Source organism: Pseudomonas sp. UBA6323 (assembly GCF_002439135.1).
Taxonomy (GTDB): Bacteria; Pseudomonadota; Gammaproteobacteria; order Pseudomonadales; family Pseudomonadaceae; genus Aquipseudomonas.
Genome location: NZ_DJSX01000034.1, coordinates 183,806 through 209,034 on the forward strand (window position 1 = coordinate 183,806; position 25,229 = coordinate 209,034).

General features: G+C 64.1%; 22 protein-coding genes. 9 read left to right on the forward strand and 13 right to left on the reverse strand.

The genetic code is table 11. The features are described 5' to 3' along the window. Positions 1-16: 16 nt before the first annotated feature. From B3P22_RS07575 to B3P22_RS07595, 5 genes are all read right to left on the reverse strand, one after another. Positions 17-1,000, reverse strand: coding sequence for a fumarylacetoacetate hydrolase family protein (locus tag B3P22_RS07575; protein WP_197856717.1), 984 nt, complete (start codon positions 998-1,000; stop codon positions 17-19). A 103-nt stretch (positions 1,001-1,103) separates the two neighbouring features. Next, positions 1,104-2,237: a homogentisate 1,2-dioxygenase gene (locus B3P22_RS07580; protein WP_197856718.1), complete on the reverse strand. Its 1,134-nt coding sequence runs from the start codon at positions 2,235-2,237 to the stop codon at positions 1,104-1,106. A gap of 4 nt (positions 2,238-2,241) precedes the next feature. After that, complete coding sequence (gene hppD, locus B3P22_RS07585) at positions 2,242-3,339, reverse strand: 4-hydroxyphenylpyruvate dioxygenase (protein WP_296270558.1); 1,098 nt, start codon at positions 3,337-3,339, stop codon at positions 2,242-2,244. 224 nt (positions 3,340-3,563) lie between these two features. After that, positions 3,564-3,890, reverse strand: coding sequence for an antibiotic biosynthesis monooxygenase family protein (locus tag B3P22_RS07590; RefSeq protein WP_197856720.1), 327 nt, complete (start codon positions 3,888-3,890; stop codon positions 3,564-3,566). Further along, positions 3,887-4,624 carry a CTP synthase C-terminal region-related (seleno)protein gene (locus B3P22_RS07595; protein WP_197856721.1) on the reverse strand — a complete coding sequence of 246 codons (738 nt, stop codon included), beginning with the start codon at positions 4,622-4,624 and terminating at the stop codon, positions 3,887-3,889. The genes B3P22_RS07590 and B3P22_RS07595 overlap by 4 nt, the downstream gene beginning before the upstream one ends. 96 nt (positions 4,625-4,720) lie before the next feature. Between B3P22_RS07595 and B3P22_RS07600 the strand changes: the two genes are divergently transcribed. Then, positions 4,721-5,584 carry a LysR family transcriptional regulator gene (locus B3P22_RS07600; RefSeq protein ID WP_296270559.1) on the forward strand — a complete coding sequence of 288 codons (864 nt, stop codon included), beginning with the start codon at positions 4,721-4,723 and terminating at the stop codon, positions 5,582-5,584. A 292-nt stretch (positions 5,585-5,876) separates the two neighbouring features. On the opposite strand, the gene B3P22_RS07605 is transcribed toward B3P22_RS07600, so the two are convergent. The 5 genes from B3P22_RS07605 to B3P22_RS07630 all read right to left on the reverse strand — a co-directional run bounded on the left by B3P22_RS07605 (position 5,877) and on the right by B3P22_RS07630 (position 10,397). After that, positions 5,877-7,658 (reverse strand): ABC transporter ATP-binding protein, encoded by a 1,782-nt coding sequence (locus B3P22_RS07605; RefSeq protein ID WP_296270560.1) that lies wholly within the window; start codon positions 7,656-7,658, stop codon positions 5,877-5,879. Continuing rightward, the gene (locus tag B3P22_RS07610) at positions 7,651-8,283 is read right to left on the reverse strand and encodes a DsbA family protein (RefSeq protein ID WP_296270561.1); all 633 of its coding nucleotides are present in this window, start codon (positions 8,281-8,283) and stop codon (positions 7,651-7,653) included. Before B3P22_RS07610 ends, B3P22_RS07605 begins: the two co-directional genes overlap by 8 nt. Before the next feature lie 18 nt (positions 8,284-8,301). Then, positions 8,302-9,225, reverse strand: a complete 924-nt coding sequence (locus B3P22_RS07615) for a rhodanese-related sulfurtransferase (RefSeq protein ID WP_296270562.1) — start codon at positions 9,223-9,225, stop codon at positions 8,302-8,304. A gap of 369 nt (positions 9,226-9,594) precedes the next feature. Then, a complete protein-coding gene (locus tag B3P22_RS07625) occupies positions 9,595-9,888 on the reverse strand; it encodes a BolA family protein (RefSeq protein WP_275546214.1) in 294 nt (97 codons plus the stop codon). A gap of 11 nt (positions 9,889-9,899) precedes the next feature. Then, positions 9,900-10,397: a DUF2059 domain-containing protein gene (locus tag B3P22_RS07630; RefSeq protein ID WP_197856727.1), complete on the reverse strand. Its 498-nt coding sequence runs from the start codon at positions 10,395-10,397 to the stop codon at positions 9,900-9,902. Positions 10,398-10,672: 275 nt separating this feature from the next. Between B3P22_RS07630 and B3P22_RS07635 the strand changes: the two genes are divergently transcribed. From B3P22_RS07635 to B3P22_RS07645, 3 genes are all read left to right on the forward strand, one after another. Further along, positions 10,673-11,683, forward strand: coding sequence for a DUF2804 domain-containing protein (locus tag B3P22_RS07635; protein ID WP_296270563.1), 1,011 nt, complete (start codon positions 10,673-10,675; stop codon positions 11,681-11,683). 84 nt (positions 11,684-11,767) lie between these two features. Continuing rightward, positions 11,768-13,162 (forward strand): class II fumarate hydratase, encoded by a 1,395-nt coding sequence (locus B3P22_RS07640; RefSeq protein ID WP_296270564.1) that lies wholly within the window; start codon positions 11,768-11,770, stop codon positions 13,160-13,162. Beyond that, the gene (locus B3P22_RS07645) at positions 13,155-13,772 is read left to right on the forward strand and encodes an NAD(P)H-dependent oxidoreductase (protein ID WP_296270565.1); all 618 of its coding nucleotides are present in this window, start codon (positions 13,155-13,157) and stop codon (positions 13,770-13,772) included. Before B3P22_RS07640 ends, B3P22_RS07645 begins: the two co-directional genes overlap by 8 nt. A gap of 5 nt (positions 13,773-13,777) precedes the next feature. Here B3P22_RS07645 and B3P22_RS07650 read toward each other — a convergent pair whose 3' ends face one another. After that, the gene (locus tag B3P22_RS07650; RefSeq protein ID WP_296270566.1) at positions 13,778-14,728 is read right to left on the reverse strand and encodes a DMT family transporter; all 951 of its coding nucleotides are present in this window, start codon (positions 14,726-14,728) and stop codon (positions 13,778-13,780) included. 276 nt (positions 14,729-15,004) lie between these two features. Between B3P22_RS07650 and B3P22_RS07655 the strand changes: the two genes are divergently transcribed. After that, entirely contained in the window at positions 15,005-15,265 is a 261-nt protein-coding gene (locus B3P22_RS07655) for a DUF6316 family protein (RefSeq protein ID WP_296270567.1), read from the forward strand. An 11-nt stretch (positions 15,266-15,276) separates the two neighbouring features. Here the strand turns inward: B3P22_RS07655 and B3P22_RS07660 are convergent, their stop codons facing one another. Both B3P22_RS07660 and metE read right to left on the reverse strand, forming a co-directional pair. Next, positions 15,277-16,266, reverse strand: coding sequence for an alpha/beta fold hydrolase (locus B3P22_RS07660; RefSeq protein ID WP_296270568.1), 990 nt, complete (start codon positions 16,264-16,266; stop codon positions 15,277-15,279). A gap of 198 nt (positions 16,267-16,464) precedes the next feature. Further along, positions 16,465-18,753: a 5-methyltetrahydropteroyltriglutamate--homocysteine S-methyltransferase gene (metE, locus tag B3P22_RS07665; protein ID WP_296270569.1), complete on the reverse strand. Its 2,289-nt coding sequence runs from the start codon at positions 18,751-18,753 to the stop codon at positions 16,465-16,467. 167 nt (positions 18,754-18,920) lie between these two features. On the opposite strand from metE, the gene metR reads away from it, so the two are divergent. The 4 genes from metR (at position 18,921) to B3P22_RS07685 (ending at position 25,065) form a co-directional block, all read left to right on the forward strand. Further along, positions 18,921-19,838 (forward strand): transcriptional regulator MetR, encoded by a 918-nt coding sequence (gene metR, locus B3P22_RS07670; protein ID WP_197856742.1) that lies wholly within the window; start codon positions 18,921-18,923, stop codon positions 19,836-19,838. Between the two features lie 315 nt (positions 19,839-20,153). Next, positions 20,154-20,810: a TetR/AcrR family transcriptional regulator gene (locus B3P22_RS07675; RefSeq protein ID WP_197856735.1), complete on the forward strand. Its 657-nt coding sequence runs from the start codon at positions 20,154-20,156 to the stop codon at positions 20,808-20,810. 9 nt (positions 20,811-20,819) lie between these two features. Continuing rightward, positions 20,820-21,908: an efflux RND transporter periplasmic adaptor subunit gene (locus B3P22_RS07680; protein WP_296270570.1), complete on the forward strand. Its 1,089-nt coding sequence runs from the start codon at positions 20,820-20,822 to the stop codon at positions 21,906-21,908. Position 21,909: 1 nt separating this feature from the next. Continuing rightward, complete coding sequence (locus B3P22_RS07685; RefSeq protein WP_296270571.1) at positions 21,910-25,065, forward strand: efflux RND transporter permease subunit; 3,156 nt, start codon at positions 21,910-21,912, stop codon at positions 25,063-25,065. The last annotated feature ends 164 nt before the right edge of the window (positions 25,066-25,229 follow it).

The window sequence follows — 25,229 nt, forward strand, 5'->3', positions numbered from 1 at the left end:
GCTTGTGGCTTGCAGCTTATGGCTCATAACGTTCCACCACCTGGTCGATGGCGCCGAAAATGCTCTGGCCAGCTGCGTCGAACATCTCGATGCGCACCCGGTCGCCGAACTTGAGGAACGGCGTTTTCGCCTCGCCCTGCTCGACGATTTCCAGCATGCGTTTCTCCGCCAGGCAGCTGGAGCCGGCGCTACGGTCATAGTTGGACACGGTGCCCGAACCGATGATGGTGCCGGCGCCCAGCGGGCGGGTCTTGGCGGCGTGTGCCACGAGGGTCGGGAAGTTGAAGGTCATGTCCACGCCAGCATCCGGCTGGCCGAACAGCGCGCCGTTGATATGCGAGACCAGCGGCCGGTGCACCTTGCCGTCCTTCCAGCTCTCGCCCAGCTCGTCCGGGGTGATGGCGACCGGGGAGAAGCTAGACGAGGGCTTGCTCTGGTAGAAACCAAAGCCCTTGGCCAGTTCGCCAGGGATCAGGTTGCGTAGCGAAACGTCGTTGACCAGCATCAGCAGACGGATGTGTCCGCCCGCCTCGGCTGGAGTGGCGCCCATCGGCACGTCATCGGTGATTACCGCCAGCTCGGCTTCCAGATCGATGCCCCAGGCTTCGTCGGCCAGGCAGATCGGGCTATGCGGCGGGATGAAGGCATCGGCGCCGCCCTGATACATCAGCGGATCGTGCCAGAAGGATTCGGGCATCTCGGCGCCGCGGGCCTTGCGCACCAGCTCGACGTGATTGACGTAGGCGCTGCCGTCGGCCCAATGGTAGGCACGCGGCAGCGGGCTGTGGCAGGCCGCCTGATCGAAAGCGAACGCGCCCTCCTCCAGGCCATCGTTAAGGCGCTGATAGACCGCCTCCAGCCTGGGTCGGGCCACGGCCCAGTCGTCCAGCGCGGCCTGCAGGGTGATGGCGATCTGCGGCGCAAGCACGGCGCGGGTCAGATCGCGGGAAACCACGATCAGCACGCCATCGCGGCCTTGGTTCAGTGATGCGAGTTTCATCAGTAATCCTTCGAATTCTGAGGTAGGAGCGAGCTCTGCTCGCGAACCCGGACCGAATAAAAAGCTTCGCGAGCAGAGCTCGCTCCTACAGGTTTGTTTAACCCTACAGCCCCGGCGCGCGCCAGGAATTGACGTACTCGGCGACATCCACCGCACCGGCGGCATCGGCCACTTCCAGGGCGCGGCGGGTGTCAATCATCACGGCCACCTCGTCGATGAAGGTGGCCGGGTCCTCCAGACTCTTCTTCAACGCCTTGGGATGCGGACCGTGCGGGAAGCCACAGGGGTGCAGGGTGACCATGCCCTGCTCGATGTTGTCGCGGCTGAAGAAATTGCCACGGTGGTAGAACAGCACTTCGTCGTAGTCGTCGTTGTTGTGGAAGAACGGTACCTTGAGCGCACCGGGGTCGGATTCCACCGGCCGCGGGGTAAAGGTGCAAACCACAAAACCATTGGCAACGAAGGTGGTGTGCGCCGACGGCGGCAGGTGATAGCGATGACTGACCAGCGGACGGATGTCGCGCCAGTTCAGGCGCACCACGGTGTTGTCGCCGTGCCAGCCGACCACGTCCAGCGGATTGTAGGGATAGGTCACGGTACTGATCTGGCCGCGCCGCTTGATGCGAATCTGCCAGGTGTTTTCGTCCTGCTGCGCCTTGAAGGCGTTATCGATATGCGGATGCTCCAGCACCGCTAGGTCGAAGATTGCCTGCGGGCCGAGCAGGCCCTTGTCCGGCAACTGGTAGGCGCCGTCGGTGTTCTCGATCAGCAGGAAGTAACTCGGCGTGCTGGCCTCGATACGCCAGGCGGTGCCACGGGGGATCAACAGGTAGTCGCCGTCGCGGTATTCCAGATGGCCGAAGTCGCAATAGAAATGCCCGCTGCCTTCATGGACGAACAGCAGCTCGTCGCCATCGGCATTGCGCACCAGATGGCGCATGGCGCCGTGGGTGCGCCAGACGCGCAGCTTGACGTCGGCGTTGTGCAGCGTCAGTGGCGCTGCCAGCGGGCAATCGCGCTCGCTGGGGATGTCGTTGAAGTTGAACGCGTGCGGGCGCAGCGGGCCTTGCCAGTCGATCCAGCCGGTCGGCGGATGCTTGTGGTGCAAGTGCGCGGTGGGGCCGAAGAAGCCCTCGCGGCCCATTTCTCGCTCGTAGGTGCCCTGCGGCAGATCGCAGTGCGCCTGGCGCGAGCACTCGCCTTCACGCAGGGGAAAGCGGATCCATTGACGGCTCATGGCATCACTCCTCGGAGATCACACCGCGACGCAGCTGGTCTTCCTCGATCGACTCGAACAGCGCCTTGAAGTTGCCCTCGCCGAAGCCCTGGTTGCCCTTGCGCTGGATGATCTCGAAGAAGATCGGGCCGATCACCGTGTTGGTGAAGATCTGCAGCAGGATGCCGTCATCACCCGACGTACCGACGCCCGGAGCTCCGTCAATCAGCAGGTTCAGTTCGCGCAGTTGATCGAGTGGCTCGCCATGGCCGGCAACGCGGGTGTCGACCTTCTCGTAGTAGGTGTCCGGGGTGGTCATGAAGTCGACGCCGTTGGCGCGCAGTTGGCGCACGGTGGCGTAGATGTCGTCGGTGCTCAGGGCGATGTGCTGGATGCCTTCGCCGTGGTACTCGCGGATAAATTCCTCGATCTGCGACTTGTCATCGGCCGACTCGTTGATCGGGATGCGGATCTTGCCGCACGGCGCGGTCATGGCGCGGGAGAACAGGCCGGTGAGCTTGCCTTCGATGTCGAAGTAGCGGATCTCGCGGAAGTTGGCGATACGCTCATAGAAACCGGACCAGACATCCATCTGCCCACGGCGCACGTTGTGGGTCAGGTGGTCGATGCACTGCAGGCCGACGGCGTTGTCGTTGGGGCTGCGGCCTTCGACGTACTCGAAGTCGACGTCGTAGATGGTCTTGTCGCCATAGCGATCGACGAGATACAGCAGCGAGCCGCCGATGCCTTCGACGCAGGGAATGTTCAGCTCGCCGAAGTTAGCGTGACTGCCCACCAGAGTAGCGCCCTGCTGCTCGACGTAAGCAGCGGCCTGCGCGGCGTTCTTGACCCGGAACGCCATGGCGCAGGCGCTGGGGCCGTGCTTCTCGCCAAAGGCACGCACATGCCCGGTGGGGCTGCCATTGAGCACGATGTTGATGTCGTTCTGCTGGAACAGCCACACCTCTTTGGAGCGGTGCTTGGCAGTTTCGGTAAAGCCCATGGCGGTGAACAACCCGCGCAGTTGCTCGATGCCTTCGGCAGTCGGTGCGGTGAATTCGACGAACTCGAAGCCGTCGGTGCCGATGGGATTGTGCTGCTCGATCTTGTTCACGGCGTTCATCTTGCCTCCTGATTGTCATTGTTATGGCGAACGCACGAATGCGCTGCGGACAACCTCATGACAACCGAGCGCAGACCCGCTCTCAAGATGGCTTGCGACACTTCGACACAGTAGGCAAGCGCAGCACCGGAAAATTTTCGTTACGCCAGGCCACTCATGCAGACATCGCCCCGCTTGGCGTAAAGGAAACCTTACAGACCGGTCTGCCGGCTTGCCGTTGACATTCAGCCAGAACGTGAGAAGGTGTAGGCGCGTTCGACCTTGGCCACCCGTGTGGCAAATGCGGCGTACCAATCGGCTCGTCCTTGCTCACGCACGGCGCTGTGCTCGGCGTGCTCACGCCAGGCGCGGATCGCCTCCTCGCTCTGCCAATAGGACAGCGTGATACCCAGGCCATCGCTGCGCGCCGACTCCACGCCGAGAAAACCGGGTTGTTGCGCGGCCAGTTCCAGCATGCGTTGCGCGGCCTCGGCGTAGCCGGCGTCCATCTCCGTGCGCTGGGAGGTGAAGATCACCACGTAATAGGGTGGCTCCGGCGTGGCGGCGATCACGAGGCCACGGCCAGATGGGCTTCGTGTACCGACTGCACCGCACAGGCCCCGACCAAACCGGCCACGACCGGCGGCAGGCGACCTTCCAGCGCCGCGCGCTCGGGCTGGAACAGAGTGGCGATGAAGAAAGGATGATCCTCAAGCTCGATGGCGCGTACTGCGCCCGCTTCGTCATGCCCGGAGGCCTTCAGCGCCTGCGCCATCAGCGGCTCGACGAAAGCGTCACTCAAGCCGTAGCGGCACAGATACTGCTCACTGATCTCGCGCACGCCGTACAACTCGGCGATGCGTGAACCAGAAACCAGATGCACGTGCTCGCTGACGTCCAGCAGTGCACAAGTCAGCGGCGCGATCAGCTGTGTCTGCGCCTGCGGCGACAGTTCGGCGTGCTCGGCATCGACCCAACCCAGGCGGTTACGCGCGTATTCGAGCAGCGCGTGCTGGAAGCCGCCACAGGTACCGAGAAACGGCACGCCCTGCTCACGGGCAAAGCGAATGGCGCGTAGCGCGCCCTCGGTCGCGACATAGGGGCTGCCAGGCACGCACCAGATGCCGTCATAGGCCATCAGGGCTGCATCCTCGAGAATGCCGTCAGTGGCCAGCCAATCATGCTCGACCGCCACTCCCAGGGCTTCACTGGCCAGGCGCAACGCCTCGGGGATGGCCCGGTGCGCGGTGATCGCCGGATCGTAATCACCGACCAGCGCAACCCTGACTCGACACTTGCTGTACATACGCTTTCCCTCCAACTTGCATGGCAGCCTCCTTGCCACTATAAGATGGCGCTCGCGCAATAATAATTGGCGAATAGACAAGCAGAGATTGCAGCTATGCAATATCAAATCGACCACACCGACCTCTCTCTGGTACTCGCTCTGGTGCGCGGCCGCTCCCTGGCGCGGGCTGCAGAACTGCTGCAGGTGGACGTCTCCACCGTATTTCGCGCCGTACGCCGGCTCGAAGCGGCATTGGGTGTGGCGCTGTTCGAAAAGAGTCGGCGCGGCTACGAACCCAGCGAAACCGCACGCGCCCTGGCGGAACAGGCCGAACGTGCCGAGCAGGCACTGGATGCCGCACGCGTCGCACTGGAACTGGGCAAGCAGGTAGTCAGCGGTACGGTGCGCCTGACCTGCACCGACGCCGTACTGAGCAGCCTGCTGCTACCGGCTATGGCGCGTTTCATGCCCAACTACCCGGCCCTGGCGCTGGAGTTGGTAACGTCCAATGACTTCGCCAACCTCAGCCGGCGCGACGCCGACCTTGCCCTACGCCTGACCAATCAGCCACCGGAGCACCTGGTGGGCCGGCGTCTCGCCAAGGTGTCATATCTGGTTTGCGCCCGCGATGATGGCCAGGATCGCAGTGACCTGGCGCGGCAGAGCTGGATCGCCCCGGACGAGGCGATGCCGGATCACAGCACGGTGCTTTGGCGCCTGCGCGAATTGCCAGGCGTCACGCCCAACTACCGCTGCAGCAGCATGTACGCCGTAGCACAACTGGCGCGCGCCGGCCTGGGCGTTGCCGCCCTGCCAGACTTTGTACTGCGCGCCCATCCGGAGCTCAAGGCACTCGGCCCGCCCCTGGCCAGCTGCGACACCGAGCTCTGGCTGCTGACCCGCCCCGACTGCCGGGCGTTGCGCTCGGTGCAGACGCTGTTCGAGGAGTTGAGCGAAGCGTTGATGAGCGATAGCTGAGGCGGAACGTCGCCGCTAAAGCGCCTCCCACAGAGCAGGAGAGCAGTCGTTGTAGCGCTGGAATCTTGTGGGAGGGGCTTTAGCCGCGACTGTCCAGGAAGCTGCGTAGCCCGGATGCAATCCGGGGACATTGGTTGCGCAAAAGAGCATCGCGGCTGAAGCCGCTCCTACCTATCCCGTAGAAGATCCGTAGGGCGGGTGCAACCCGCCAGGCCGCTGATGGCGGGTTACACCCGCCCTACAACTGTCATTCCTTGGAACGGCCATTCCGATTCAACCGCGAAGTAGCAACTCACCCCTGCTGCAAATGCCCATACAGCTTGGCGTACAGCCCGCCTTCGGCGATCAGTTGCTGATGGTCGCCATCCTCGGCAACGCTGCCGCCATCGAACACCAATACTCGATCGGCCTGCTTCACCGCACTCAGGCGGTGGGCGATGATCAGCGTGGTGCGGCCTTCGAGAAATTGCGCCAGCGCTTCGTGCAGGGCGTACTCGGTCGCCGCATCCAGCGCCGAAGTGGCTTCGTCGAGGATCACCACCTTGGGTTCTGCGAGTACCATGCGGGCGATCGCCAAGCGCTGGCGCTGCCCGCCTGACAGGCGCACACCGCTACGCCCGACCACGCTGTCCAGCCCCTGCGGCAGTTGCGCAATGGTGTCGTGCAGCTGGGCGATGCGCAGCGCCTGCCAGCAGGCCTCGTCGCTGCGCTCGCGGCCCATGGTGAGGTTGGCGCGCACCGTGTCGTTGAACAGCGCCGGGTGCTGCAGCACCACCGCGACGTTGTCGCGCACGCCATCCAGGCCGATCTCCTCCAGCGTACTGCCGCCGAAGCGGATGCTGCCGGCCTGCGGCGTATAGAGTCCCAACAGTAGTTGCACCAAGGTGCTCTTGCCGCCGCCCGATGCACCGACGATGGCGACCTTCTCGCCCGGGCCGATGGACAGGTCGAGACGATCCAGCACCGGCTCGTCGCCATAGCCGAAGGTCAGCCCGCGCACCTCGATACCCACCGTGTCACGGCCCTTGAAGGGATCGACGCGCCCTTCGTACTGCGGCTCATCCTTGCGCGCCAGCAGCTCATTGATCCGCGTCAGCGCGCCACCAGCGGCATAGAAGGCGTACTGCAGGCTGAGCAGTTGCTCCACCGGGCCGATCATGAACCACAGGTAGCTGAACACCGCGAGCATCTGGCCGATGGACAGGTCGGAGAACAGCACGGTGAGCATCGCCGCGGCGCGGAACACGTCGATACCGAACTGGAATAGCAGGCCGCTGGCGCGGTTGGAGGCATCGCTCTTCCACTGCGAAGCCACGGCGTAGTCACGTACCTCGCGCGCCCGCCCGCCGAGACGGCCGAGGAAGTAGCCCTGGCGGTTGCCGGCGCGCACTTCCTGGATCGCCTCCAGAGTCTCGGTCAAAGCCTGGGTGAAGCGCGAGGTGCTGTCGTTCTCCAGCTTCTTCAGGTGCTTGACCTTCTTGCCCAGCAGCACGGTGGCGTAGATCACCAGCGGGTTGAACAGCAGGATCAGCAAGGCCAGCTGCCAGTGCATCCAGATCAGGATGGCCGAGGTGCCGACCAGGGTCAGGATCGCCACCAGAAAGCGGCTCAGGGTCTCGCCGACGAACTTGTCGAGGGTATCCAGATCGGTGACCAGATGGGTGGTCACCGTGCCGCCGCCCAAACTCTCGTATTCGCCGAGGGAAATGCGCTTGAGCCGTTCGATCAGCCGCATGCGGATGCGGTAGACGATGTCCTTCGACAGCCTGGCGAACAGGCGTGCCTGCAGCACGTTGAAAATCAGCGCCGAGCCGCGCAGCAGCAGGGTCAGCAACAGCATCAGGCCGATATAGCCGGCGGCCGTTTCCCAGTGGGCCGGCAGGAAGTTGTCCATCACCTTGAGCGCCGCATCGCCGTCGTGCAGCAGCACTTCGTCCACCAGCAACGGCAACAGCAACGGGATCGGCACGCTGCACAAGGTCGCCAGCACGGCGACCAGGTTGGCCAGAATCAGCGCTTTCTTGTGACGCAGGGCCAGGCGGCGGATTTCTGCCCAGCTCAACCGATCAGGCATTGGCGGCGCGCTCCAGCCAACGGCCCAGCAGCGGAGACAAGGCATCGAGTGGCTGGTAGCCATTGGTCAGCAGCGCCAGCTGACCATCGCGCTCGGCCAGCAAGGTGGGAAAACCAGCGATGCCCAGATCCTGCACCCAGCTGAAATCCGCGGCCGTGGCCTCATGCATGGCCTGGCTGTCGAAGGCCTCGGCGAACTCGATGCGCGGAATCCCGGCCTGCTCGGCCAGCTGTACCAGCACGCTGGCCTGGGTGACGTCGGCGCCCTCGGTGTAGAAGGCGCGCTGGATCAGCTTGAGCAGCGTCCAGGCGCTGGGCGTATCGAGGTTGCGCGCAGTGACCAGCGCGCGGCAGGCCGGCTCTGTGTCATACACCAGCCCCTCGGGCAGGCCTCGGTCGAAATCGAACAGCTGCCCGGTGCTGGCATTCACCGCCTGCCAATAACCCAGGTAACGCACGCGCGCGGCGGCGTCGATCGCCACCTGATCGCGGCGCAGGCCGCCCACCACGATCTGCAGCGGCACGCCGGCTGCCGCCGCCTGCTCCGCCAGCGCTTCGACCACCGGGGCAAAGCCCCAGCACCAGGAGCACATCGGGTCCATTACGTAGAGCAGGCGGCTCGCCATGGGTCAGGCCTCGTTCAGTTAGCGGGGGTCACGGCCGATGGGATGCGGCTGGTTGCGCTGGCGCGCCAGCTCGATCTGCTTCTGCCGCTCGCGGGCGCTCTCGCGGGTCTTTTCCGGCAGCGAATCCCAGCAGTGCGGGCAACTGACGCCGGGGCTGTAGAACTCGGACTGGCGGTCCTCCACGGAGATCGGGGTGCGACAGGCATGACACTGATCGTAGTCGCCTTCGGACAGGTCGTGGCGCACGGTCACGCGGTTGTCGAAGACGAAGCAGTCGCCTTGCCACTTGGTCTGATCCTGCGGCACTTCCTCGAGGTACTTGAGGATGCCGCCCTTGAGGTGATAGACCTCCTCGAAGCCTTCGCCGAGCATGTAGCTGGAGGCTTTCTCGCAGCGGATACCGCCGGTACAGAACATCGCCACCTTCTTGTGTTTGCTCGGGTCGAAGTGGGCCTTGATGTACTCCGGAAACTCGCGGAACGACTTGGTCCTGGGGTCGATGGCGCCCTCAAAGGTACCGATGGCCACTTCGTAGTCGTTACGGGTATCGATCAGCAGCACTTCCGGGTCGCTGATCAGGGCGTTCCAGTCCTGTGGTTCGACGTAGGTACCCACGCGCTGGTTGGGATCGACGCCCGGCACGCCAAGGGTGACGATTTCCTTCTTCAGCTTGACCTTGGTGCGATAGAACGGCTGTTCATCGCAATAGGATTCCTTGTGGTCGATATCGGCCAGGCGAGCATCCAGGTGGAACCAGGCGAGCAGCGCATCGATGCCGGCGCGGCTGCCGGACACGGTGCCGTTGATACCTTCTTCGGCGAGCAACAGCGTGCCCTTGATGCCATTGTCGATAAGGGTTTGCAGCAAAGGCTCGCGCAGCGCCTGGTAATCCGGCAGGGAGACGAATTTATACAGCGCCGCGACGACGATCTTGTCGGTCATGAATGTTCTCTCAGTAGTCACCCACGTAAAGGGCGGACTGGCGTGACATGAAAAACGCCGGCATAGCCGGCGCGGAGGGGATTGTAACAAAGCAGAGAATCGCCGGGGCGGGTTGGCGACAAGGCGCGACAGCCTGTCACGTAGCCCGGCTGCAATCCGGGAACTGCCGATGGGTTTCCCCGGATTTCATCCGGGCTACCTCAATGACCACCACGGCAGGTCGGCGAGGCGGGGGTTACGCCCTGCGCCGCCCACTCTTGCGGCGTGTAGGTGTGCAGCGCCAGCGCGTGGATCTGCCCCATCAGTCACGTAGCCCGGATGCAATCCGGGAACTGCCGATGGGTTTCCCCGGATTGCATCCGGGCTACCTCAATGACCGCCGCGGCAGGTCGGCGAGGCCGGGGCCACGCCCTGCGCCGCCCATTCCTGCGGGGTATAGGTGTGTAGCGCCAAGGCGTGGATCTGCTCCATCAGCTCGCCGACAGTGGCATAGACCTTCTGATGTCGCTTGACCGCATTCAGCCCGGCAAACGCCGGGCTGACAATCACCGCCTTGTAGTGAGTCTCCAGGCCGCGGCTGTGCATATGGCTCTCGTCCAGCACCTCGAGATGCTCGGGCTCCAGCGCAGCGAGGGCAGCGGTGATCAGGTCTTGCTTGGACATCTTGGGCTCCATCAGGGTTGTTTCGGCAGGCCGAGCTCGCCGCTCATGTCGGCCAGCAGCTTGTTCACCTCAGGCACCGCGGCTTCCAGCTTGCTCTGGGTAATCTGCGCGGATTGCGCGGTCAAAGTCGGCATCTTCTGCAGCACCTTCTGCCCCAGCGGCGACTCGTAGAAGGCAATCAGGTCCTTGAGCTCCTGCTCGTTGAAGTTGCTGGTGTAGAGCTTGACCATGTCCGGCTTCAGCTTGTCCCAGCCCACCGCCTTGTCCAGCGCGGCATTGGCCTTGGCCTGATAGCTCTCCAGTACCGCCTTCTTGCCGTCCGGCGCCTCGGCGAAACGCTGGGCGAACATCTGCTGCACCTGGCCGTACACGGGCACGGTCAGCTTGTCGGCATGGGCCAGCTTGAGAAAACGCTCGGCATCGGCGGCGTGGCTGGCGGCATCGGCCATGGCCAGGGATGCGCTCGCGCTGAGCAGAACGGCGGTGCAGAGTGTGGAGAAACGGAGCATGGGAGGCGTCCAGGGTTATGAATGAGTCTGGGTAGACTGCGGTGGCGGCATTTTGTGCCCTGCGCCCAAAACCCTCAAGCGATGCGAGTTGTGCACTGGCTCACAGCAGCCATGCAGACCGGCGCACCCGCTGGTCAGTTGCCAAAATGCCAGTACTTGCTCATCCTTGGGCGAGCTCGGCATCCTGCGTGATATTCACCATTCTTATCAAGGCGTGCGCACTTCCCGGACTCGGCAATTGATCGCCAGCCTGCGCACAAACATGGACGTGCCCGATGACCAGTCTCACCTCACATGAGCCGCTTCCGCGCCAGCCACTCTGCGACAGCAAGGGCCGCTTGCTGGACGAGGCCATTGGCTGGTCCAGCCGCCCGCAAGTGGACTGCGCCCTACGCGGCCATCTGGGACGGCGCAAACGCTGGAACCACTGGTGCATCACCACTCCGCAATGGATGCTCGCGCTGACCCTGGCCGACCTTGACTACCTTGGCTACGGCGCCGCCTATTTTCTCGATCTGGAGTCCGGCCAGTCGGTCGCCCACGCTCGGTTCCGCCTTTTCGCCCTCGGCTGCCAACTGCCCGACCTACCGCAGGAGAGTCACGCCTTCAACCACTCTCGTCTGCAGTTGCGTGCCGATGAACATCCCGGGCGTCTGCGTCTTACCGCATCAGCGCCTGATATCGGCGGCCAACCGCTGCAGATTGCCCTGGACATTCAGCGACCTGCGCACCTGCAATCGGTCAATCTGGTGGCGCCACTGAAAAATGGTGGTTTCCATGCCACCAGTCGCCACCTCGGGCTGCCCACCGCCGGCAGCCTGCAACTGGGGAACAAGCATTACAGCTGCGTGCCTGGCCAAAGCTTCGCCGCGCTGGATTTCGGTCGTGGCGTCTGGCCGCTGCACAGTCACTGGCAGCGAGCCGCTTTCGCCGCCGCGGGCGGTATCGCCGGCAATTTCGGTACGGGCTGGCTGGATCACAGCGGCCTGTCGGAAAACGCCCTGTGGTTCGGCGGTGAAGTACAGCTGCTCGACAGCCCGCTGCATATCGTCCGCAGCTCGCAGGCGCCGCTGGCCCCCTGGCGCCTGGACAGCGAAGACGACTGCGTGTCCCTGCGCTTCACCCCCCGCCAGCTACATAGAGCCTGTCCCAAGTTCGGCCCCTTCCGCGCCAACACCGCACAGCGCTTCGGCCACTATGATGGTGTGCTGCGCGGCCCGAAGGGCGAGCGCGTTCCGGTAGATCGCGCGCTGGGCTGGCTGGGCGAAACCCACGCCCGCTGGTAATCGGAGCGATAGATAAGTTGCGGAACCAGTCTCCGGCGGCGCGACCTAAACTGCCAGCAACCTCGAACATGCCCGGAGAACGCCATGAGCCGCACCGAAACTGACAGCATCGGCCCCATCGAAGTCCCCAACGACGCCTACTGGGGCGCGCAGACCCAGCGTTCGCTGATCAACTTTGCCATCGGCCAGGAGCGCATGCCGCTGGCCGTGCTGCACGCGCTGGCGCTAATCAAGAAAGCCACTGCACGGGTCAACAGCCGCAGCGGAGAGCTGCCGGCCGATATCGCCCGGCTTATCGAGCAGGCCGCCGACGAAGTGCTCGAAGGCCAGCACGACTCGCAGTTCCCCCTGGTGGTCTGGCAGACCGGCAGCGGTACGCAGAGCAACATGAACGTCAACGAGGTGATCGCAGGCCGCGCCAACGAATTGGCTGGTGGCCAGCGCGGCGGCAAGACTCCGGTCCACCCTAACGACCACGTCAACCGCGCGCAGAGCTCCAACGACTGCTTCCCCACTGCCATGCATATTGCCGCCGTCCAGGGCGTTCGCCATTGCCTGCTGCCGGCGCTGGCCGAGCTGCGTGACGGTCTGCAGGAGCAGGCGCAGCGCCACGCCAACCTGGTCAAGACCGGGCGCACCCATATGATGGACGCCACGCCAATCACCTTCGGCCAGGAGCTGTCTGCCTTCGTCGCCCAGCTCGGCCATGCCGAAGCGGCGATTCGCGCCGCCCTGCCCGCCGTCTGTGAACTGGCCCAGGGCGGCACCGCCGTCGGCACGGGTTTGAATGCGCCGGCCGGTTTCGCCGAGGCCATTGCCGCCGAACTGGCGGCCCTCTCCGGCCTGCCGCTGACCAGCGCACCGAACAAGTTCGCCGCACTGTCCGGGCATGAGCCGCTGGTGCAACTCTCCGGCGCGCTGAAAACCCTCGCCGTGGCCTTGATGAAACTGGCCAACGACCTGCGCCTGCTCGGCTCGGGCCCGCGCGCCGGCTTCGCCGAGGTACGCCTGCCGGCCAACGAGCCAGGCAGTTCGATCATGCCCGGCAAGGTCAACCCGACCCAGTGCGAAGCGCTGTCGATGCTCGCCTGCCAGGTGCTGGGCAACGATGCCACCATCAGCTTCGCCGCCAGCCAGGGGCACTTGCAACTCAACGTGTTCAAGCCGGTGATCATCCATAACCTGCTGCAGTCGATCCGCCTGCTCGCCGACGGCTGCCGTAACTTCCAGCAGCACTGCGTGGCCGACCTGCAGCCGGATGCTGCACAGATGGCCGCGCACCTGGAAAACGGCCTGATGCTGGTGACAGCGCTCAATCCCCATATCGGCTACGACAAAGCCGCTGAGATCGCCAAGAAGGCCTACGCCGAAGGCAGCACGTTGCGCCAGGCAGCGCTGCAACTCGGTTATCTGAACGAAGAGGAGTTCGACCAATGGGTCAGGCCGCAAGACATGCTCGGAGCCGGGCGGCATGAGTGAGGGCAAGAGCGGCGCCACACCGCTGGAAGGCGATGGCAAACGAATCCTGCTGATTCTCGGCACGCCGAAAAAGGACAGCCTCTGCCATGCCCTGGCTGAGGCCTATACCCACGGCGCACGCAGCAAGGGCCATGTAGTCCGCCAGTTGAGGCTGGGTGAAATGCAGTTCGACCCGATACTGCGCGACGGTTACGAACAGAGCCAGAACCTGGAGCCGGACCTGCTGGAAGCACAGCGCCTGATCCACTGGGCCGAACATCTGGTGTTCGTCTACCCGGTGTGGTGGGGCGGCATACCGGCCTTGCTCAAGGGCTTCTTCGACCGGGTATTCCTACCCGGTTTCGCCTTCAAATACCGCAACCGCTCGCAGCTCTGGGACAAGCTGCTCAGCGGCCGCAGCGCCGACCTGCTGGTGACCATGGACACGCCACGCTGGTACTTCCGCTGGATCTACGGAGCCCCGGCGCATCGGCAGATGGTGCGCACCATCCTCGGTTTCTGCGGTATCAAGACCCGCCGCCTGAACGAGTTCGCCCCGGTGCGCCCGTCCGGCGAAGAGCAGCGTCAGAGCTGGCTGCGCAAGGCTGAAACGCTGGGAAGCAGCGTTTAACGTCCTCAGAACCTGGCCTTGCGCGCCCGCAGAGCCGCCATCAGCGACGGGCCAAGCGCGGTGAGTGCCGAGCCGAGCACGACCACCACCGCACCGGCATAGGCGATCCAGTTGACCTGTTCGGGCAGCACATGGTCCGGCCACCAGGTCGAAGCCAGGGCTACGGAAACGAACGTCACCAGCGGGGTCAGCGCCAGGGTCGCACTGACCCTGGAGGCTTCCCAGTGCGCCAAGGCCTCGGCAAAAGCGCCGTAGGCCACCAGGGTGTTCAGGCAGCAGGCCAGCAGCAGCCAACCCTGGAGCGGGCTCAGCTCCAGCACTTGCAAGGGATGCGCCCAGGGCGTCAGCAACAGAGCGCAGGCCAGGTAAATGACCATCATCACCTGCACGGAGCTCCACGAGGTGAGCAGCTGCTTCTGCGCCAGGCCATAGAAAGTCCAGACGAAGGCCGCCGCCAGCACGGTCAACACGCCGGTGGTGTAGGTCGTGAGCGAGGTCAGCAGCTCACCCAGGCGCTGATTGAAGAACAGACCGAAGCCCAGCAGCATCACCATCAGGCCCAGCGCCTGGCCCAGACTGAAACGCTCGCGAAAGACGAACAGACTGCTGATAAGCAACAGAATCGGTGCGACCTGAATGACCAGCTGTGTGGTTCCTGGACTCAGCAGATTGAGCCCGACCAGATACAGCACGTAGTTGCACGTCAGCCCACCGATGGCCAGCGCCAGCAGCCAGCAGCCCTTGCGCCCGAGCGGGCGAAAACGCGGTAAGCGCCGAGTCGCCGCCAGATAGGCGAACAACAAGGAGCCCGCCACGGCCAGGCGATACCAGGTGACGGTTACCGGGTCCATCACTTGGAGAACTTCTTTGAGCTTGATTGGCAGGATGCCCCAGAGCACGGAAGTGATCAGGGCGAGCAGCAGGCCGTACATCCAACGGCCGGAGGAAATGTGCATGGTGACCTCTGGCAAGCGGTCGACAGAGCACGTCGTCCGCAGCCGACCATTTTAGGAGAGGTGAGGTCATCGACACAGCAACAGTTCGAACGGGCAGACGAGCCCAACTGTACTGCTCAAGATTCACACCTGCCGACAGATTGGCGTCAAATATCCAAAAAAATCGCTAAATCTACAAAAAATGCGGCCAAAATCGACCATTTGTCGTTTTGCCAGGTGCACCGTTTCGCTTGTATTAGGCTTGAATCATCCAGCCCCTCAGATGGAGCTTTCATCATGTTCGGCCAACGTATCGCTGACTCGCACCCAGGCACGCATTACCGCAGTTCTCGCGTCAGCGCCGTCAATGGCCAGTATTTCTTTGCCACCCGCGAAGGCACGCTGGAAGGTCCGTTTCTCTCCCGCCACGATGCCGAGCAAAGCATCACGCGCTATATCGAGCGCACGGCCATGGCCGACAAGCTGCTGCGCCACAGCAGCGAACACATCGACAACCTGCAGCGCCGCGAAGCGATCAAGCACAATCAGGAGCTCTGAACGCTCGCGCGCTACAAACGTGCCAGCCCCAGATCTTCCCGATGCGCCGCAAGGTGCGGCAGCACCGCGGCCAGCAGCGGCTCCTTGAAGGCATCCTGAAAGCGATGCGCCAGCCCCGGAATCAGCTTGAGTTCGGCGCCCTTGATATGCGCCGCCACATGCACGCCATGCATCACCGGCAACAGCGGGTCGGCCGTGCCATGCACCACCAGCGTCGGCACTTTCAGACGATTGAGCAGCTCGACCCGGCTCGACTCGGCGAGAATCGCCAGCAACTGACGTTGCACGCCTTCGGGATTGAACGACCGGTCATAGGCCACCTCGGCCTGGTGCAGCAGCAAGGCGCGATCATCATGTACCGAAGGGCTGCCGAGCGCTGCGAGCAGATCGGCCTGCTGCTGCAGAGCAGCCTCGCGACTGCCCGCCTCGCGCCGCGCCAGCAGGGCCACCAGGGCATCGCTGGGCGCCGGCAAGCCTTGCGCACCCGAGCTGGTCATCACCAACGTCAGGCTGAGGACGCGCTGCGGCGACAGATCGGCCAGGTGCTGGGCAATCATTCCGCCCATGCTCGCGCCCAGGACGTGGAAGGCATCGACACCGAGACTGTCCATCAACGCCAGGGCATCTCCCGCCATGTCACGCAGGTGATAAGGCGCGCCGAGCGACAGCCCAAGGCGGTAACGCAGCACTTCGTAAGGCAGGTTGATGCTCGGTGCTGGCTTGCGCCAGCTGCTCAGCCCCACATCGCGATTGTCGAAACGCACGACGCGAAAGCCCTGCTGACACAGGCGCTCGACCACCTCGTCAGGCCAGTGGATCAACTGTCCGCCCAGGCCCATGACCAGCAGCAGCGTCGGGTCGCGCTCGCTACCGACACTCTGGTAGGCCAGGCGCACGTCGCCGACGTCGGCATACCGGGTTGGCTCGGAAATATCACAACGGTTGGCCGCAAAAGACGGCAGGCCGCACAGCATCGCGACCACAAAAATGAATGCACGCATGAAAACACCAGAAACGCAGAACCCCACTGGAACGCGATTCTGGTGAAAGTCGTTCGACGGCGCTGCCACACAAGCATGACAGTTTGATGAAGGAGGACGAACGGTCGGCGGTCAGGTGACGATAGCGGCCAGCCAGAGCGTCGCGCCATGAAGCCCCTCGCTATGAGGGAGGGGCCTTAGCCGCGACAATATGGAGCATCAGGCCAGCTCGGCACGCAATTGCCTGGCCGCCGCGACCATATTCACCAGTGCTGCCTCGGTCTCCGGCCAGGCGCGGGTTTTCAGGCCGCAATCGGGGTTGACCCACAACCGCTCCAGTGGAATGCGCTGCGCCGCCTTGCGCAGCAGGCCGAGCATCTCAGTGCTGTCTGGCACACGTGGCGAGTGAATGTCATAGACGCCCGGGCCAATCTCGTTGGGATAATCGAAGCGCTCGAAGGCCTCCAACAACTCCATGTCCGAACGTGACGTCTCGATGGTGATCACGTCGGCATCCATCGCCGCGATGGACTCGATCACGTCGTTGAACTCGCTGTAGCACATGTGGGTGTGGATCTGGGTTTCGTCACGCACGCCACTGGCGGTCAAGCGGAAGGCTTCGGTGGCCCAGTCCAGGTAATGCTGCCAGGCGGCCTTGCGCAGCGGCAGGCCTTCGCGGAACGCAGCTTCGTCGATCTGGATGATTCTGATGCCCGCGGCCTCCAGATCCACCACCTCGTCGCGAATCGCCAACGCCAGCTGCCGCACCTGCACTTCGCGGGACACATCCTCGCGCGGGAAGGACCACATCAGCATGGTCACCGGGCCGGTCAACATACCCTTCACCACCTTGTCGGTCAGGCTCTGGGCATAGCGGATCCACTCCACGGTCATCGCCTGTGGGCGACTCAGGTCGCCGACGATCACCGCCGGTTTGACGCAACGCGAGCCATAGCTCTGCACCCAGCCGAAGCGGGTGAAGGCGTAACCGTCGAGTTGCTCGGCGAAGTACTCGACCATGTCATTGCGCTCGGCCTCACCATGCACCAGCACATCCAGGCCAAGGCGTTCCTGCGTCCGTACGGCTTCACGTATTTCGCCGTGCATGGCCTCAAGGTAATCGGCAGCGCCGAGTTTGCCCTGCCTGAACGCCTGGCGTGCCAGGCGGATGGCCGAAGTCTGCGGGAAGGAGCCGATGCTGGTAGTCGGCAGCACCGGCAACTGCAGGCGCTCGCGCTGTTTGCCGATACGCTCGGCGAATGGCGACTGACGCTGGGCATGACGCGGGCGAGTCGCCGCCAGACGCGCCTGCACCTCAGGCTTGTGAATGCGCGTCGATGCAGCGCGAGCAGCCTGTACCGCACGGCTGGCCTCCAGTGCAGCCTGTACAGAGGCATCATCCGGCGCCTCCAGTGCCCTGCCGAGCACGGCAACCTCCGCGCATTTCTGTACGGCGAAGGCGAGCCAGCCCTTCAGTTCGGCGTCGAGTTGATCCTCGCGCGCCAGGTCCACCGGGCTGTGCAGCAGCGAGCAGGACGGCGCCACCCACAAGCGCTCGCCCAGGCGTTCGTGAGCGTGACGCAGCACCTCCAGGGCCTTGTCCAGATCGCAGCGCCAGACATTGCGGCCGTTGACTACGCCCAGCGACAGCACCTTGTAGGCCGGCAGGCGATCGAGAATGGTCGGGTACTGCTCTGGCGCCCGCACCAGGTCGATATGCAGGCCATCCACCGGCAGATTGGCAGCCAGGCCGAGGTTGTCTTCCAGGCCACCGAAATAGGTGGCGATCAGCTTCTTGCAGGGTTCGCGCTGGATCAGGTTGTAGGCACGCTCGAAGGCGTTCTTCCAGTCCTGCGGCAGATCCAGCACCAGGATCGGCTCGTCGATCTGCACCCACTCCACGCCTTGCGCAGCCAGGCGCTGGAGAATTTCGCCATACACCGGCAGCAGCCGCTCGAGCAGCTCCAGCCTGTCGAAATCAGCGCCTTTGGCCTTGCCCAGCCACAGATAGGTCAGCGGGCCGATCAGTATCGGTTTGACCTGATGGTCAAGGGCGTGCGCCTCCTCTACTTCTTCGAACAACTGCTCCCAGCTCAGGGCGAACTGCTGGTCAGCGCTGAATTCCGGTACTAGGTAGTGGTAGTTGGTGTCGAACCACTTGGTCAGCTCCTGCGCATGAGCGCCGCCGCAGCAGCTGTTTGTGACGCCGCGGGCCATGGCGAACAGCGTCTCCAGTGTCGGCTTGCCGTCCGCCGGACGGAAGCGCTCGGGAATCACGCCGAAAGCCAGCGAATGACCGAGCACCTGGTCGTACCAGGCAAAGTCGCCCACCGGCAACAGGTCGATGCCGGCGTCCTTTTGCAACTGCCAGTGCTCGGCGCGCAGGCGCTGACCGACCGCACGCAGCCCGGCTTCATCCAGCTCGCCTTGCCAGTGCGCTTCGAGAGCTTTTTTCAGTTCACGGTCACGACCGATGCGCGGGAAACCGAGGGAATGAGACAGGGCCATGACTTGACGCTCCACAATAAATCGAGATGGCGCCATTCTCGGCATCGGCCATGAGTGAGACAAACTCAAGATTTTCGCCTTGATCTATAGATTTACTCATGTAGGCTGTATGAAGCATATTCATCCAGCTCTGAAACTGGATGAGTGAAACCTTCGCAGAGACCGCCATGCTCGAGCTACGCCACTTGAAGACCCTGCACGCCCTGCGCGAAACCGACAGCCTGGTAGAGGCAGCCGAGCGCTTGCACCTGACCCAGTCGGCCCTGTCTCATCAGTTCAAGGAACTGGAGGAGCGCCTTGGCCTGCAGTTGTTCGTGCGCAAGACCAAGCCGGTGCGCTTCACCAGTGCCGGCCTGCGCCTGCTGCAGCTGGCCGACGCTACCCTGCCCCTGCTGCGCGGCGCCGAACGCGACCTGGCGCGCCTGGCCGGCGGCACTGCCGGCCGCCTGCATATGGCCATCGAATGCCACAGCTGCTTCCAGTGGCTGATGCCGACCATCGACCAGTTCCGCGATGCCTGGCCGGAAGTGGAGCTGGACCTGGCCTCGGGTTTCTCCTTCGCCCCGCTGCCGGCACTGGCCCGTGGCGACCTGGATCTGGTGGTGACCTCAGATCCGATCGAGCTGGCGGGCATCACATACGTGCCGCTGTTCACCTACGAAGCCCAGCTGGCGGTCGCCAATCAGCATCGCCTGGCCTCCAGGGCCTTCATCCAGCCCGAGGACCTGGCCAGTGAAACCCTGATCACCTACCCCATCGAGCGCGACCGCCTGGACATCTTCACCCGCTTTCTCGAACCAGCCGACGTCGAGCCGGCGCAGGTTCGTACCTCCGAGCTGACGGTAATGATGATGCAACTGGTGGCCAGCGGCCGTGGCGTCTGTGGCCTACCCAACTGGGCGCTGCACGAATACAGCTCGCGGGGCTACGTCAGCGCCAAGCGTCTGGGCGAAAAAGGCCTGTACTGCACGCTGTACGCGGCGATCCGCAGCGACATGCTCGACGCGCCCTTCATGCGCGACTTCCTGCTGACGGCCAAGGACACCTCCTTCGCCAGCCTTGAGGGTGTCAGCGTGGCGCGCTAGGTGTCGCCTCACGGGGCAAGGATCGAGCGACAGTCGTAGGGCGGGTTAGCCGCCTGCCCCTTTCCGCAATCAACCCTGCAATGTCTGCTGCGGCGTACCCGCCATCGGCGCAACGCGTTTCATCGCCTGGTGGGTTAGAGGCTTCGCCCCGGGGCGGGGCTCCTACACTCAAATATCCCCTGTAGGAGCCGCGCCTCGCGGCGAATGAGGCAGTGAACGGCCACTCACCAATTTCCTTGTTACAACTCCCACCTTGCCGCATCGTGACCAACAGTCATATCATGACCACCGGTCACAATCTTTGGTGGAAAGCCCATGCGCTACCAGGATCAACTCTTCCAGCAACGCGAAAGCGCTCTGCTCGAAGCCGCCCGCCAGCTGTTCCAGAATCACTCCTGGGATCGCGTCACCATTGCCGAGGTGGCGCGCCATGCCGGCATCGGTAAAGGCACCGTTTACAAGCACTTCTCCAGCAAGGAAGCGCTCTATGCGCGCCTGGTGCTGGATTGCTCGCGCCAGCACCTGGCCGAGCTGCAGGACATCGCCCGCAACGCGCCCACGGAAACTGCCATGCGCCGGGTCATTCGCCGCGCCTTCGAATTGCTGCAGGCCGACCCACTGCAGGCGCAGCTTTGCCTGCTGTGTGACCGCCCGGCCTTTCAGGAGCGCCTGGAGGCGCCCTACCGCGCCCAGTTCGTCGAGTTGGAAGGCCATTACATGAAGCTGTTCAGCGGCCTTCTGCAAGACAGCTTCAGCGACCTGCAGCTCTCCCCCGCGCACTGCCAACACCTTTTGTGGGGCGTGGAGGCCTGCGTCAACGGCGTCATGACGCGCATCGCCTCCGGCGGTTTCGCGCACTGGGCCGAATACATCGAACTGGGCGCGTACTTCGACCGCGTTACCGACTTCATCATCGCCGGCCTGCAGGGCCAGGCTGCCGCGCTGCTGGCAGCGCCCGCCACCAACGAGTAAGCCATCGCCATGTTCGCGCAACTCAGCAAACGTCCCTGGATCATCGCCGTCATTATCGCCATCGTGCTGCTGCTCTGGCTGCTCAGCGGCGACCGCTTCGTCGCACGCGACAAGGTAGAGGCCGAACCCGATAAACCGGCCACGAGCGCCGAACCGGCCCGTGTAGAAGTGACATGGCTGACAGCTCAGCCCATGCAGCGCCAGCATGTGGTGCAGGGGCAGATCGAGGCCTGGCGCCGCGTGGAACTGCGCGCCCAGGTCAGCGGCAGCGTGCAGAATCTGGATCAGGACAAGGGCAACCGCGTCGCCGCCGACCAGGTGCTGCTCAGCCTCTCGCCGGATGACCGCCCGGCCCAGGTCGCGCGCAGCGAGGCCGATGTTCGTCAGCGGCAAAGCGACGTCACCGCGGCCAAACGCCTGCGTGAGCGCAGCCTGGTTTCGGCCAACGAACTGATGCGCCTGGAGAGCGAGCTGGCCAAGGCCCGCGCCGAACTCGACAGCGCCCGCCTGCAGCAACGCAACACCAAGATCAGGGCACCGTTCGCCGGCATCTACGACCAGCGCATGGTCGAGCTGGGCGACTTCGTTCAACCCGGCCAGAGCCTGCTGACCCTGGTGGACATCGACCGCCTCAAGGTCAGCGCGCAGATCGCCCAGCAGCAGGTGACCCAGCTCGAACTGGGCCAGCCGGTGAAAGCGGAGCTGCTTGACGGCCGCACGCTGCAGGGCGAACTGCACTTCATCGCTGCCGCCGCCGACCCGGGCTCGCGCAGCTTCCGCATCGAGGTCAAAGTGGACAACCCGGACGGCCTGCGCCTGGCCGGTGCCAGCGCCACCCTGCATATCCAGACCGGCGAAGCCATGGCTCATCGTCTCTCCCCTGCCCTGCTTAGCCTGGACGAAAACGGCCGCCACGGAGTCAAGTGGGTCAACGATGCGCAGCGCGTGGAGTTCACCCCAGTCGAGCTGATCAGCGTCGACAACCAGGGCGCCTGGGTCAGCGGCCTGCCGTCCAAGGTGGCGTTGATCACCCTTGGCCAGGGCTTCGTCCAGCCCGGCCAGCAGGTGAATGCGCAACTCGCGGCAGAGGGCAGTTGAAATGCACGCACTGATCGCCGCCGCGCTCGACCGCAGCCGCACCACCATCCTGATCCTATTGTTCCTGCTCTGCGGCGGGCTGGTGGCCTACGTCGCCATGCCCAAGGAATCCAATCCCGACGTCACCATCCCGATGATCTACGTCTCGGTGACCCTCGAAGGCATCAGCCCGGAAGATGGCGAGCGCCTGCTGGTGCGCCCACTGGAGCAGGAGCTGCGCAGCCTGGAAGGGGTCAAGGAAATGCGCTCGATGTCCAGCGAGGGTCACGCCTCGGTGATCCTGGAGTTCGATGCCGGCTTCGACGCCAAGGTGGCGCTGGCCGACGTCCGCGAGAAGGTCGACACCGCGCGCAGCAAGCTGCCCGAGGAGGCCGACGAGCCGACCGTCACCGAGGTCAACGTGGCGCTGTTCCCGGTGCTGTCGGTGGGCTTGTCCGGGCCGATTGCCGAAACCGAACTGGTGTACATCGCCCGGCGCCTGAAGGAGAACATTGAGGGCATCGCCGAGGTGCTGTCGGTGGAAATCGGTGGCGACCGCGAAGACCTGCTGGAAATCGTCGTCGACCCGCAAGTGCTGGACAGCTACGGCATCGACTACAACGAGCTGTTCAATCTGGTCAGCCGCAACAACCGCTTGGTCGCCGCTGGCAGCCTGGATACCGGCGCCGGGCGTATGAGCATGAAGGTGCCCGGCGTCATCGAAGACCTCGAAGACGTGATGCGCATGCCGATCAAGGTGGTCGGCACCAGCGTGGTCACCTTCGCCGACGTCGCCACCATCCGCCGCACCTTCAAGGACCCTACTGGCTTCGCCCGCATCAACGGCCAGCCGGCCATCGTGCTAGAAGTGGCCAAGCGCAGCGGCGCCAACATCATCGAGACCATCGACCAGGTCAAGGCGCTGATGGAACAGGCCAAACCCCTGCTGCCGCCGGGCGTGGAAGTCAGCTACATCATGGACCAGTCGCAGGAGGTGCAGAGCATGCTCGGCGACCTCCTCAACAACGTGCTGACCGCCATCGTTCTGGTGCTGATTCTGGTCGTGGCAAGCATGGGTATGCGCTCGGCGCTGCTGGTCGGCCTGACCATTCCCGGCGCCTTCCTCAGCGGCATCCTGCTGATCTGGATGCTCGGCTTCACCCTCAATATCGTCGTGCTGTTCAGCCTGATTCTGGTGGCGGGCATGCTGGTGGATGGCGCCATCGTCGTCTCCGAGCTGGCCGACCGCTATCTGCAACAGGGCCAGACGCCACGCCAGGCCTGGGCCAACGCGGCCACACGGATGGCCTGGCCGGTGATCGCCTCCACCGCCACCACCCTCGTGGTGTTCCTGCCACTGCTGTTCTGGCCCGGCGTGGTCGGCCAATTCATGAAGTATCTGCCGGCGACGGTAATTCTCTGCCTGCTGGCATCGCTGGCCATGGCGCTGGTGTTCCTGCCCGTGCTCGGCGCCGTCACCGGCGGCCAGGCACGTCCACAAGCTCCCGCCGCCAACCGCGCCGGCAACGCCTACCGTAACCTGCTTGCGACGCTGCTCAAGCGCCCAGGCCTGACCCTACTCGGCATGCTGGCGCTGATCGCCCTGATCTACGTCGGTTACGGGCGCTTCAACCATGGCGTGGAATTCTTCCCCGACGTCGAGCCGGAAAGCGCGCAGATCTGGCTGCGCGCCCGCGGTGATCTGTCGGTGCAGGAGAAGGACGCTCTGCTCCAGCAGGTGGAAAAACAGGTGATCGGCATGCGTGAAGTCAAGGCGCTGTATGCACGCTCTCTGGCCCAGCCGGAAGGCCAGCAGGGCCAGCTCGGCGCCGACGTGATCGGCACCCTGCAGTTCCAGTTCGTCGACTGGCACCAGCGCCGGCCAGCCAAGGAGATTCTCGCCGAAATGAGCCAGCGCACCGCAGGCATTCCCGGCGTCATTCTGGAATTTCGCAAGCAGGAACAGGGGCCCACGGAGGGCAAGCCGGTGAAGCTGCAGATCAGCTCGCTGGACCCGGCGCTGGGCGAGCAATGGGTCGAACGCATCCGCGGCGAAATGCAGCGTCTCGGCGGTTTCGTCGATATCGAGGACGACCGCGCCCTGCCCGGCATCGAGTGGCGCATCAAGGTCGATCGCGAGGCCGCCGCGCGCTTCGGCGCCGATGTGCTCAGCGTCGGCAACGCGGTGCAGATGATCACCAACGGCCTGAAGCTGGCCACCTACCGGCCCGAGGATGCCACCGATGAGGTCGACATCCGCGTGCGCCTGCCCGGCAACTGGCGTTCGCTCGACCAACTCGGCCGCCTGACGCTCAACACGCCTTCCGGCCAGGTGCCGCTGAGCAACTTCGTCGACCTGCAGCCGGCACCCAAGGTCGGTACCCTGCGCCGCGTCGACGGCGACCGCACCATCACCCTGCAGGCCGATCTGGCTGAAGGCGCCCGCCTCGACGAACGTCTCAGGGCGCTGCGCGGAGCACTCGGCGATGTACCGGCCGAGGTCAAGGTGCAATTTGCCGGTGAAGATGCCGACCAGCGTGAGGCCGCCACCTTCCTGATGACCGCCTTCGTCGTCGCCATCTTCCTCATGGCGATCATCCTGGTGACCCAGTTCAACAGTCTCTACCAGGCGGCACTGGTACTGTCGGCCATCGTCCTGTCCACCGCCGGCGTGCTGATGGGGCTGCTGGTCAACGGCCAGTCGTTCGGCATCGTCATGGTTGGCATGGGCCTGATCGCCCTGGCCGGCATCGTGGTGAACAACAACATCATCCTAATCGACACTTACAACCAGCTACGCCTTCAGGGCCTGCAGCCGCGCGAAGCGGCGCTGGAAACCGGCTGCCTGCGCCTGCGCCCGGTGCTGCTCACCGCGGTGACCACCATCCTCGGCCTGATGCCGATGGTACTCAGCATCAACGTCGACCTGGTAACCCCAAGCCTTGGCTTTGGTGCCCCCTCGACTCAATGGTGGACGCAACTGTCGAGCGCCATCGCCGGCGGCCTGGCCTTTGCCACGGTGCTGACCCTGCTGCTCACGCCCTGCCTGCTGGTGCTGGGCGCCCGCTTCGAACGCCGCCCGCCACCGCTGGAGAGCTACGACACCGACCTGCTCGACCTGCCCGAGCATCTCATTGCCCGTGGCGAGGGAAAGTCGCACCTTCAACGCACCGACTGATGCGAGCGGGCGATATGGCAAAACGCCAGATATCGCCTAGGCTAATCAGCAATGAAGGTTAAGGGCGGGAATGGAAAAGCAGCAGGGATGCTTTATCAACACGATGCGCATCGCAGAAACGACAAAGCCCTCTCTCGGAGGGCTTTGTTTTTCCGCTTGCCTCA